Here is a 12,057-nt window from a genome sequence, read left to right on the forward strand (position 1 = left end):
TATTTTTCGCCGTTTTTCCCTTGCCAACTGCTCGGGACATGTTAGTGGCCACGAAACCTGTTCGGGGCCAGGTGCATCATCACACTTTGATCTCCACCTCTACTCCACTTGGCAATTCAAGCTTCATAAGAGCATCGATCGTTTTTGAAGATGAACTGTAGATATCCAGCAATCTCTTGTAAGAGCTAAGCTGAAATTGTTCTCTCGACTTTTTGTTCACGTGAGGAGAACGCAATACAGTAAAGATCTTTTTGTGTGTTGGCAACGGAATTGGTCCGGTTACTACAGCACCCGTACTTTTTACGGTTTTTACGATCTTTTCGGCAGATTTGTCTACCAGGTTATGATCGTAAGATTTTAGTTTTATTCTGATTTTTTGACTCATGTTCCTGATAATTAATCGTTAGCTCCTTTTGCTGCTTTAATTACTTCTTCTGAAACGTTAGAAGGAGTTTCAGCATAGTGAGAGAATTCCATAGTAGAAGTTGCACGTCCGGAAGAAAGGGTACGCAAGGTAGTCACGTAACCAAACATTTCAGAAAGCGGCACTTCAGCTTTGATAACTTTTGCTCCAGATCTGTCGCTCATGTTGTTCACCTGTCCACGACGTCTGTTCAAGTCACCTACTATATCACCCATGTTCTCTTCAGGAGTAACTACTTCTACTTTCATGATTGGCTCAAGGATCACAGCACCGGCTTTTTTAGCCGCTTCTTTGTATCCAAGTTTTGCTGCCAATTCGAATGAAAGCTGATCAGAATCCACAGGGTGGAAAGATCCGTCAGTAAGTACAACTTTCAAAGTATCCATCTGGAAACCTGCAAGAGGTCCGTTCTTCATAGCTTCTTTGAAACCTTTTTCAACTGAAGGAATGAATTCTTTAGGAATACGACCACCTTTGATCTCATCCACGAACTGAAGTCCGGGTCCTTTGAAATCTTCGTCGGCTGGTCCTAAAGTGAAGACGATATCACCAAATTTACCACGACCACCAGATTGTTTCTTGTAAACCTCTCTGTGATCTGCAGACCTGGTAACAGCTTCCTTGTACTCAACCTGAGGTTGCCCCTGGTTAACTTCAACTTTAAATTCTCTTTTCAAACGATCAACAAGGATCTCCAGGTGAAGCTCTCCCATTCCTGAGATGATAGTTTGTCCTGAAGCCTCATCTGTCTTAACCTGGAAAGTTGGATCCTCTTCGGCAAGTTTTGCCAAAGCCATACCCATTTTATCAACGTCAGCCTTAGTTTTAGGCTCAACAGAGATACCGATTACCGGGTCAGGGAAAGACATTGATTCAAGAATGATAGGGTGCTTCTCATCTGTAAGAGTATCCCCTGTCTTAATATCTTTAAATCCAACAGCTGCACCAATATCTCCAGCCTCGATCTTGTCGATTGGCTGCTGCTTGTTAGCGTGCATCTGGTAGATACGTGAAATACGCTCTTTTTTACCGGAACGGTTGTTCAACACATAAGAACCTGCGTCAAGTGTTCCGGAGTAAACTCTAAAGAAAGCCAAACGACCTACGAATGGATCGGTAGCGATCTTAAATGCTAAAGCTGAGAACGGAGAATCCACGTTCGGCTTACGCTTTTCTTCAGCACCGGTATCTGGATTAGTTCCTTCAATAGCTTCAACATCAATTGGAGATGGAAGATATCTCATCACAGCATCCAACATTGCCTGAACACCTTTGTTTTTAAAGGCAGATCCACACATCATTGGAATAATAGACATATCTATTGTAGCAGCCCTAAGAGCAGCGATGATCTCATCTTCAGTTATAGAGTTCTCATCCTCAAAGAACTTCTCCATAAGAGCCTCATCGTATTCAGCAACTGCCTCTACCAACTTAGCTCTGTACTCATTTACATCATCTTCAAGTTCCGCAGGAATGTCGATGGTCTCATAGGTCATCCCATAATCCTCTTCATTCCAAACGATCGCCTTCTTAGAGATAAGATCAACAACTCCTTTGAAGTCGATCTCTTCCCCGATAGGGATCTGCAATGGCACAGGATTACCTCCAAGCATTTCTTTAACCTGGTTACACACGTTAAAGAAGTCAGCACCCTGACGGTCCATTTTATTTACGAACCCAAGTCTTGGAACACGGTATTTATCCGCTTGTCTCCAAACAGTTTCAGATTGAGGCTCAACACCATCAACCGCACTAAATAGCGCAACCATACCATCAAGTACACGCAAAGAACGCTCCACCTCTACGGTGAAGTCAACGTGACCCGGGGTATCGATAATATTTACTGTGAATTCCTGATCGCGGTAGTTCCACTTACAGTGCGTAGCAGCAGAAGTAATGGTAATACCACGCTCCTGCTCCTGCTCCATCCAGTCCATGGTTGCAGCACCATCGTGAACCTCACCAATCTTGTGGCTGATCCCGGTGTAGAATAAAATTCGTTCTGTCGTCGTCGTTTTACCGGCATCAATATGCGCGGCAATTCCTATATTTCTTGTAAATTTTAAATCTCTTTGTGCCATGTCTTAGAATCTAAAGTGTGAGAATGCTTTGTTCGCCTCAGCCATTTTGTGAGTATCAACTCTTTTCTTCACAGCCGCACCTTCTTCTTTAGCTGCAGCTAAAACCTCAGCAGCCAACTTCTGCGCCATTGATTTCTCATTACGCTTTCTCGCATAGCTAATCAACCACTTCATTGCAGTTGAAACTTTACGATCTGGTCTTATTTGCATTGGGATCTGAAAAGTAGCACCCCCTACTCTACGGCTACGCACTTCTACGTGAGGCATAACATTAGAAAGGGCATCTTTCCACAATTCCAGGGCAGTTTTTTCTTCGTCTTGCTTTTTCTCCTCTACGATAGCGATCGCATCATAGAATACTTTAAAGGCAACAGATTTTTTACCATCCCACATCATCATGTTAACAAAACGCGTTACTAACTGATCGTTAAATTTTGGATCTGGTAAAAGTGGCCTTTTTTTCGCCTGTCTTTTTCTCATTTCTTTACATTAAAGTTTTTTAATTACTTCTTAGGGCGTTTTGCACCATACTTGGATCTACGCTGTGTTCTACCCTCAACACCAGCTGTGTCAAGCGCCCCACGAACGATATGATACCTAACTCCAGGCAAATCTTTAACTCTTCCGCCTCTAACCAATACTATCGAGTGCTCTTGAAGGTTGTGACCCTCACCAGGGATGTATGCGTTCACTTCTTTTCCATTGGTCAACCTCACCCTTGCAACTTTACGCATTGCAGAGTTTGGTTTCTTAGGAGTAGTTGTGTAAACACGCGTACAAACACCTCGTCTTTGAGGGCACGAATCCAAAGCAGCCGATTTACTCTTCTTGGTAATCTTGGCTCTTCCTTTTCGTACTAATTGTGAAATTGTTGGCATAATTTCTTTTACACTAATTATTGTTTTATAAAATTCCCTTTTTTCAAAAGGTCTGCAAAGGTAAAAATAAAACTTAATTATTCAAATCTTAAATAATTAATTTTCAGAAGGGTTTAATTTCCCCAAACAATTCTATGTTTTTTATTGATGTTTCCCCTTTAAGATTTTTTTCAAGAAAAAGGAAAAACTGATCCTTATCATATAAAATATCCCTCAAACTCCTAAAAGCGATGCGATTAGAAGTTTTACGCGATATTAAAATCCCAATCAACAACCTAAAAAGTTAACGAAAAGCTAAATTTCCACGCATAAGTCAGCTGAAACGAAAGTTTTCGGGGAAAAAAGTTGCTTGGTTAACATTTAATTATCATTTTTGGCACTGGCTAATTCAAACAAATCTTTAAAAATGAAAGCAAAGTTTAGTGGAATTCTAACGCTATTACTGGCGTTAGTAGTGCAAATTACGTTTGCACAAGAACAACGGACAATTTCCGGGACGGTGACCGACGACAGCGGTATGCCTTTACCCGGGGTTAATGTACTCGTCCAGGGGACTACCCGAGGGGTGCAAACAGATTTTGATGGAAACTACTCCATCCAGGCAAGTGCCGGAGAGGTGCTTGTTTTTTCTTTCCTTGGTATGCAGACCAGAGAATACACGGTAGCGAACGTGGATACTATAGATGTGGTTTTAGAGCCCGATACCGCACAACTTGAAGAGGTGGTGGTAACAGCTCTGGGTATCTCAAGGGAAAAACGCTCGATTGGTTATGCGACTCAGGAAGTTGCCGGAGAAGAAGTTTCTACGGTTAAGACTGACAACGTGATCAACAACCTATCCGGTAAAGTAAGTGGGGTACAGATCAAAGCAAACAACAACTTTGGTGGATCTGCCAACTTCCTTATCCGTGGAGTAAGCTCCCTTACCGGGAACAACCAGCCGTTATTTGTAATTGACGGTATTCCAATTTCCAACGCAATCAACAACACAGATGCTCAGAGAGGTGGTAGTACCGGTTATGACTATGGTAACGCTGCTTCTGACATTAACCCTGAGGATGTTGCCTCTATCAACGTACTTAAAGGTGCTGCCGCTTCTGCAATCTACGGTTCACGAGGAGCAAACGGGGTGGTGATCATTACCACCAAATCAGGTCAAAGAGGTGTAGCAAAAGTAACTGTAAGCTCTGGTGTAACAGTTGGAGAAATAGACAGATCAACTTTCCTTGAATATCAGGATGGTTATGGTGCAGGATATGGTCCCTATTATGGAGCGCCAAATTTTGATGGCTACTTTGAGAGGTTTGATGTAAATGGAGACGGAACTATTGATGATGTTGTACCTACTTATGATGACGCCTCTTATGGTGCGCCACTTGATGGTAGAATGGTTTATCAATGGGATGCCTTTGTTCCTGATCATGCTAATTACCTTCAGGCCACTCCTTATCTTCCGGGAGAAACTACTCCTGCTGACTTTTTTGAAACTTCCTATCAGTTCAACAATTCAGTTGCTGTTTCCGGAGGTTCCGAAAAAATGACTTACAGGTTAGGATATACTAATTTTGACCAAACCGGTATGCTTCCTAACTCCAACCTGAATAAAAACTCCTTTAACTTAAACGGTGATATCCAGGTTACTGATAATTTAAAAGCAGGGGCTTCGGCTAACTTTATCGTTCAAAGAACTAAAGGTAGAAACTCTACAGGTTATAGCGACAACCTAATGTCTCAATTTAGACAATGGTGGCAGGTAAATGTGGACATGGATTCTCAGAGAGAGATCTTTGAACAAACCGGTCAAAACGTTTCCTGGAACCACGAAGGTGGTATGGGAGGTTCTTACCTTCAGCCACATTACTGGGACAACCCTTACTGGACCCGATATAAGAACTTCCAGACAGATAGGAGAAATCGTTTCTACGGAAACCTTTTTGCTACATACACTGTAACAGATTGGTTAGATGTTACTGCTAAAGGTGCAGTTGACACATATAAAGAATTGAGAGAAGAAAGAAGAGCTATCGGTTCTGTAGGTGCTCCATTCGGAGTCCTTAGAGACACAGAATCTTCTGGGTACGACCGTAAAGATGTAGATTTCACTGAATACAACTATGACCTTATGGCCAATATCGATAAGGATTTTGGAGAAGACGTAAGCTTAGCAGGTGTTGCAGGTATTAACTTAAGAAGAGAGACCTACAGTTACTATCACCAGTCTACAGCTGGAGGATTAATTGCTCCAGGAATTTTTGCTCTGAGCAACTCTGTAAACACGAATCCAAAACCGGTAGAAGTACTTCAGGAAAAAGAGGTAGTTGGTTATTATGGTCAAGCTTCTTTGGGTTATCAAAACACTGCCTATCTTGATGGAACTTATAGATATGATGTTTCTTCAGCTTTACCTCCAGATGAGAACGGTTATGGATATTTCGCGGTTAGTTCAAGTTTGATATTCTCAAATCTATTCGATTCAAACTGGTTCAGTTTTGGTAAATTGAGAGCTGGTTATGCAGAGGTAGGTAATGACCTTCCTGCTAATAACGTTTATGACACCTACAACATCCTTAATAACTTTGGTTCATCTGCATTATTTTCATTCCCAGGAACAAAACAGAATCAAGATCTTGTTCCTGAAAGAACAAAAGAGATCGAAGTTGGTTTAGAGACAAGAATGTGGAATAACAGAGTAGGACTTGATCTAACCTGGTACAAGAAAAACACAGAAAACCAGTTAATGCCCGTTTCCCTTTCTACCGCAACAGGTTTCTCTAGGCGTTGGGTAAATGCCGGTGAACTTCAAAACAAAGGGGTTGAAGCGAGATTACACTTAGTACCTGTAACTAACGATGATTTCACCTGGACTGTTGATTTCAACTGGTCTAAAAACGAGAACCTTGTTGTTGACCTTTACGGAGACCAGGAAAACCTGGTTTTAGCAAGTTACCAGGGTGGAGTTTCATTGAACGCTACGGTAGGTCAACCATATAATACCTTAAGAGGTACTGGTTATGAGTACTTAAACGGCCAAAGAGTTGTTAACTCAAGCGGTTACTATAAAGCAGTTTCAGATCAGGTAATTGGAGATGCCAACCCAGATTGGAACGGTGGTATTTCTAACAAATTAGCTTATAAAAACCTGGCTTTAAGTTTCCTTATTGATGTGCAGCAAGGTGGTGATGTATTCTCTCTTGACTTACATTACGGACAAGGAACTGGTTTACCAGATTATACCGGAGGACTTAACGAATTAGGAAACCCTGTTAGGGATCCAGTTTCTGAAGGTGGAGGAATCTTAAATGAAGGTGTTACTGAAGATGGGCAACCAAACACTACCAGAGCCAGAGCAGATTTCTACGGTGGTGCTTACTACTGGGGTAACTCAAGCAGAAACCCTAACCAGATCAACGTATATGACGCCTCTTACGTAAAATTAAGAGAACTTGCATTAACCTATAAGATGCCAGTTAAGCAGTGGTTTGGAGATATGATTACAGCAGGTAATGTTTCCTTGATAGGAAGAAACCTTTGGATCATTGATAAGAATGTACCTTTCGCCGATCCAGAATCTGGATTAGGTGCAGGTAATGCTCAGGGATATCTATCAGGTTCTTACCCAACTCTGAAGACTATTGGTCTTAACGTACAATTCGAATTTTAATTTTAAACAAAATGAAAAAGACATTCTTAACTATATTTTGTTTTAGCATTCTCCTCACCTCGTGTGAAGTTGATGAAGGCTTGAACATTGACCAGAAAAATCCTACGGAAGTACCGGCGAGTGGACTTTTCACGAATGCGACTAGAAATTTCTTTGACCTGATGCAATCAGCGAGTGTAAATTTCAACGTTTTCCGTCTCTACTCTCAGTATTGGGCTCAAACAACTTATCCTGATGAGAGCCAGTACAACCAGGTCACCAGAAATATTGGTGGTAACATTTGGAACACAATTTATCGTGATGTTCTACAGGACCTAAAAGGTGCAAGAGAAAGCCTTGAAGCTGCCGAAAATCCTGAGAACCTTCAGAATAAGCTCGCCATTATAGAATTCATGGAAGTTTATGCTTATTCTGTATTGGTAGATACTTTTGGAGATGTTCCTTATACTGAGGCATTAGATCCAACAAACCCATCTCCTGCTTACGATGATGCTGCGACTATATATGCAGATCTTCTTAGCCGTTTAGATGCTGCGATCACGCAAATGAACCCTGGACAGGGTGGTTTTGAAGCTTCACAGGATCCTGTTTATGATGGAAATGTTGCTTTGTGGCAAAAAGCAGCCAATTCTTTAAGATTAAGATTGGCTATGCGCCTTGTAGATGTAAACCCATCTGTGGCTCAAGCTACTGCAGAAGAAGCTGCCAATGCACCATTAATAACTGACAATTCTGAGAACTTTGGTATTCAATACCTGGGAGGTGCTCCAAACACCAACCCTGTATGGGTTTCGTTGGTACAAAGTGGACGTACAGATTTTGTTGGTGCCAATACTTTAGTAGATGAACTACAAGCACTTGATGATCCAAGACTGGAAGCCTATTTCCAACCTGTAGATGGTCAATATATTGGAGGTGTTTATGGAACCGCCAATTCACCTTCCAGCTTCTCTCTACCAGGAGAAATGCTATATGATCCTACCTTACCCGGAAACATCATTACAGCTGCCGAAATTCACTTCTTGCTTGCAGAAGCTGCAGCCAGAGGTTACGCCGTAGGAGGAACTGCTCAAGAATTTTTCGAAGAAGGTGTTGAACTTTCCATTTTGGAATGGGGAGGTGATCCAGCAGAAGCAGCAGCTTATGCAGCAACTGCATGGAGTGAAACTCCAGGAGCTACTGAACTTGAAAAAATAGCTTATCAAAAATGGATAGCTCTTTACAACAATGGTTTTGAAGGATGGACCGTTTGGAGACTTTTCGAATCACTTCCATTCAATGCTCCTGAGGATATGACCTTAGAAGATGTTCCTAACAGATTCCTTTATCCAGTTTCAGAAGCTACATTGAATCCAGAAGGATATGAAGCAGCCGCTTCTGCAATTGGGGGAGATACTAAATCAAACACAATCTTTTGGGATGTTAACTAATTAGTCTATATCTCATTCATTGGGAAAAAGCTACCGATTATTCGGTAGCTTTTTTTTATCCGAGTTCTATATTATGATTAAGAGAAAGATTCTGATCCGCATGCCAACCATATTCGGCGAAAAATTATGTAAGCAGGATAAATTCAAAAGAAGAGATTTTCCCTTTCACCATACTTTGAAGTTACTACATGCTCATTGAAGAATTCTAAAGGAAGAGTTATGTAAATAACTATCCCCACCAAGAGCCGAGTATCACAAGACATTTGTCTTATTTTGACTAAAAGGTTAATAGAGAAGAAAAATCTCGAAATGCAAAATATAATCTCTCATAATCATCAACCCCGATAGTATTAGAAAAAATATAAAGGATAATAAAAGATGCTATGAAATATTTATGACCTTATCATTAATTTACAGTATTTTCACTATATTACGTTTCGCTTAGTAAAAAATCCCTACATCCAATTTAATTTTTAACTTATTTAATAGAAAGATGAAAAAAAACTTTTTAACCCTGATGCTATTGCTTCCGTTTACACTTATAGCACAAAACCGGAATTTAGGACCTAAGAGTAATATGTTTATGAACAATCTCGAAGATTTCGCTTTGCAGAAGATCGATAAAGTCTTCACCAGCGAGTACTCCAATAATGTCAGTGGCAAAATGTACCTTTTTGATGAATGGCAAAATTGTGTAGTCAGGACTAACTTAAAGGAAGAGGGTCTTAATTTTACAGTACCTTGTAATTACAACCTTTATACCGACAAATTCGAAATGAAAATTGACGGTGAAAAATATTTCCTAAAAAAAGAAGCAGTAGTAGAAATTATCAAAGGTAACAGAATCTTTGTTCCTATTGATGATGAGATAAAAGGGGAAGCAAGAAACTATATGGAAATCCTGGGAACCGGTGAAAAATATGATCTTGTTAATGTATACGAGCTTAAAATAAAAGATGTACAATCAAAAAGGTCTTTAGGACTTTATGAGAAAAAGATCTCAACCACAGATAAGATGTTTTTTCTGGATCAGAAAAATCAAGCGCTAATTGAAGTTCCACGAAGAAAAAAGAAAATTTACAAATTGTTGGATCTTAGTGCTCAAGAGAAAGAGGAGATAGACGGAAATATTAAACGTACAAAAAACCTCATCAAGGCGGTTGAACTAGCAGGTTAAAAGCTTCAAAGATCATTGGCAGTCATTTAAGGCGTCACAATTCACAAAACTTTAAAGACAATCAGATGAAAAATATCAGCTTAATAGCATTCCTTCTCTTCACTAATTTCATTTTCGCCCAAACAGCAATAGGTGCCTTTAGCACCAGGGAATATCATAATGTTGAAAATCTATACTACAGTGAATATACCAATGAAGTAACAGGAGATCTGTACCTTTTTGAAGACTGGAAAAAATGTGTTGTCAACACTAATCTGAAGGAAGATGGTCTAACCTTAAATTTGGTTTGCAATTACAACCTGTTTACAGATCAGTTTGAAATGAAAATTGATAATGAAATCCATTATTTGAAAAAGGAAAACATCGTAAGTATTTGGAATGGCCAAAATTTTTTTAAACCGGTCAGTAATGGTGAAGAGGAAGAGACAAGAAACTATCTAGAACTATTAGCGACTGGAAATAAATTTGATCTTGCAACTGTTCACTATTTGAAAATTAAAGATGTACCCAACAAAAAAGCTTTAGGAATTTTCAAAAAAAGAATTTCAAAACATAATAAGTTGTTCTTGGTGGACAAAACAACTGGTGAATTAATGGAAATTCCAAAATCACAAAGAAAGATCTATAAACTCCTGGATCTCAATAAAGATGAGATAAAGAAAATTCCAGGAAATATTAAAAGAACAGAGAACTTGATCGAAGCCGTAGAGTTGGCGGGAATCTAACAAACACCAAAATCAGAAAACCACCTCTCGGGGTGGTTTTTTTATGCCCTGTTATTAAAGAGCAATAATAACTCTATCTTTGCAGCATGACAGATACTACTACCATCTTCGGAATAAGAGCTGTAATTGAGGCCATCCAGAACAACAAGACCATCGATAAGATCTTTATTCAAAAAGGGCTTAGCGGACATCTTTTTCAGGAGCTCCAACGACATCTTCACGGTGGGGAATACAATATCTCCTATGTACCCATAGAAAAGCTTAACAGGCTGGCTAAAGGAAACCACCAGGGCGTGGTTGCAAAGATCTCTCCTGTTGCCTTTGCAGACCTGGAAGAGGTGGTATTAAAGGCGCAGGAACAAGAAACTGCTCCTTTGTTTTTATTGCTGGACCAGATCGATGATGTTCGAAATTTTGGAGCTATAATAAGGACCGCAGAATGCTGTGGCGTGAACGGGATCGTGGTACAGAAAAAAGGGGGTGCGCCAATAACAGCCGATACAGTAAAAACCTCAGCCGGAGCTATTTTTAATGTGCCCATCATAAAGGTGGATCATATCAAGGATGCTATCTATTATATGCAGGCTTCCGGAATTAAAGTGGTTGCCGCTACCGAAAAAACAGAAGACCTGATCTACTCAAAAGACCTGTCAGAACCAGTGGCATTAGTAATGGGCAATGAAGGCAAAGGCATCTCCCCTTCCGTGTTAAAAATAGTGGATGAAAAAGCCAAATTACCTTTGCAGGGAAGCATAGGTTCATTGAATGTTTCTGTAGCTTGCGGAGCTTTTCTATATGAAGCGGTAAGGCAACGGCTGTAGACGAAGAAAAAATAGAAAACTAAGAAAGGAGGATCAGGTAGGATCTTCCTTTCTTGTTTCTTTAAAGTGATAAATATATTCGCTCTCCTCCTCTGCTTCGGGGTGTTCTATGAAGTTTCCATTCTCATCAAAGTGTTTCATGAACGGATCATTTTCAGCATTATATGATTCCCTCTCCCATTCATACTTTGGAGGGCGGGCAATGTCTTTCTTATAGATCACGGCAAAAAGCAGCCCGGTAACAAGACCCGATAAATGCCCTTCCCACGAAATTTCAGGATCAATTGGAGCGACATACCATAACAGGCCACCGTAAAGAAAAACCACAATAAGGGAGAGAGCCACCAGTCGATAATGCTTTGAAAAGATCCCTTTGAAGAAGAGAAATCCCGCAAGCATATAAATGATCCCGCTGGCGCCAATATGAAACGCCGGCCTGCCGATCACCCAGGTGAGTAATCCGGTCAAAAGGAGTCCGTAGCCCAGTATTTTCCAGCTAAGCTTTCTATAGAAATAAAAAAGAGAAAGAGAAAGCACAAAAAGGGGAATGGTATTATGAAAAAGGTGCTTGATATCGCTATGAACAAAAGGTGAAATGAAGATTCCTCTCAACCCCTCAACAGTTCTTGGATAGACCCCGTAATCATTAAAATCCCACCCGAACCTTATCTCTGCCCAAAAGACGATCCAAATGATCAATACAAAGGCTAACGGATATCCCAGCACGCCGGGGGTAAATATAAATGGATCTCTTTGCTTCACTCTATGAACCTGTTTTCAATTATTTATTTTCAAAAATTCAGCCATTTACTTCCATGTTGAGAACTGCAGTACATCATGACCGAATTCTCATAAAAATA

The 12,057-nt window shown here is 40.3% G+C and carries 10 protein-coding genes; 5 read left to right on the forward strand and 5 right to left on the reverse strand.

The window, feature by feature from the left end:
* Positions 1-79: 79 nt before the first annotated feature.
* Genes rpsJ through rpsL form a run of 4 tightly spaced genes read right to left on the reverse strand, consistent with a single transcriptional unit; the run spans position 80 to position 3,383 of the window.
* Positions 80-385, reverse strand: coding sequence for a 30S ribosomal protein S10 (gene rpsJ / locus BLS64_RS10450; RefSeq protein WP_010181931.1), 306 nt, complete (start codon positions 383-385; stop codon positions 80-82).
* A gap of 11 nt (positions 386-396) precedes the next feature.
* Positions 397-2,505 (reverse strand): elongation factor G, encoded by a 2,109-nt coding sequence (gene fusA, locus BLS64_RS10455; protein WP_093113476.1) that lies wholly within the window; start codon positions 2,503-2,505, stop codon positions 397-399.
* 3 nt (positions 2,506-2,508) lie between these two features.
* Positions 2,509-2,985, reverse strand: coding sequence for a 30S ribosomal protein S7 (rpsG, locus tag BLS64_RS10460; RefSeq protein ID WP_093113477.1), 477 nt, complete (start codon positions 2,983-2,985; stop codon positions 2,509-2,511).
* A gap of 23 nt (positions 2,986-3,008) precedes the next feature.
* Positions 3,009-3,383: a 30S ribosomal protein S12 gene (gene rpsL / locus BLS64_RS10465; protein WP_010230128.1), complete on the reverse strand. Its 375-nt coding sequence runs from the start codon at positions 3,381-3,383 to the stop codon at positions 3,009-3,011.
* A 406-nt stretch (positions 3,384-3,789) separates the two neighbouring features.
* Here rpsL and BLS64_RS10470 point away from each other — a divergent pair, with 406 nt between their 5' ends.
* The 5 genes from BLS64_RS10470 (at position 3,790) to rlmB (ending at position 11,197) form a co-directional block, all read left to right on the forward strand.
* The gene (locus tag BLS64_RS10470) at positions 3,790-7,044 is read left to right on the forward strand and encodes a SusC/RagA family TonB-linked outer membrane protein (RefSeq protein WP_093113478.1); all 3,255 of its coding nucleotides are present in this window, start codon (positions 3,790-3,792) and stop codon (positions 7,042-7,044) included.
* Between the two features lie 11 nt (positions 7,045-7,055).
* Positions 7,056-8,474, forward strand: a complete 1,419-nt coding sequence (locus BLS64_RS10475; RefSeq protein ID WP_093113479.1) for a SusD/RagB family nutrient-binding outer membrane lipoprotein — start codon at positions 7,056-7,058, stop codon at positions 8,472-8,474.
* A 583-nt stretch (positions 8,475-9,057) separates the two neighbouring features.
* Positions 9,058-9,651 carry a hypothetical protein gene (locus BLS64_RS10480; protein ID WP_143019302.1) on the forward strand — a complete coding sequence of 198 codons (594 nt, stop codon included), beginning with the start codon at positions 9,058-9,060 and terminating at the stop codon, positions 9,649-9,651.
* A gap of 65 nt (positions 9,652-9,716) precedes the next feature.
* The gene (locus BLS64_RS10485; protein ID WP_093113481.1) at positions 9,717-10,376 is read left to right on the forward strand and encodes a hypothetical protein; all 660 of its coding nucleotides are present in this window, start codon (positions 9,717-9,719) and stop codon (positions 10,374-10,376) included.
* Between the two features lie 86 nt (positions 10,377-10,462).
* Entirely contained in the window at positions 10,463-11,197 is a 735-nt protein-coding gene (gene rlmB, locus BLS64_RS10490) for a 23S rRNA (guanosine(2251)-2'-O)-methyltransferase RlmB (RefSeq protein ID WP_093113482.1), read from the forward strand.
* 33 nt (positions 11,198-11,230) lie between these two features.
* On the opposite strand, the gene BLS64_RS10495 is transcribed toward rlmB, so the two are convergent.
* Positions 11,231-11,959, reverse strand: coding sequence for a rhomboid family intramembrane serine protease (locus BLS64_RS10495; protein WP_093113483.1), 729 nt, complete (start codon positions 11,957-11,959; stop codon positions 11,231-11,233).
* Positions 11,960-12,057 lie beyond the last annotated feature (98 nt).

The sequence above is a fragment of the Salinimicrobium catena genome (genome assembly GCF_900102915.1).
GTDB classification, from domain to species: domain Bacteria; phylum Bacteroidota; class Bacteroidia; order Flavobacteriales; family Flavobacteriaceae; genus Salinimicrobium; species Salinimicrobium catena.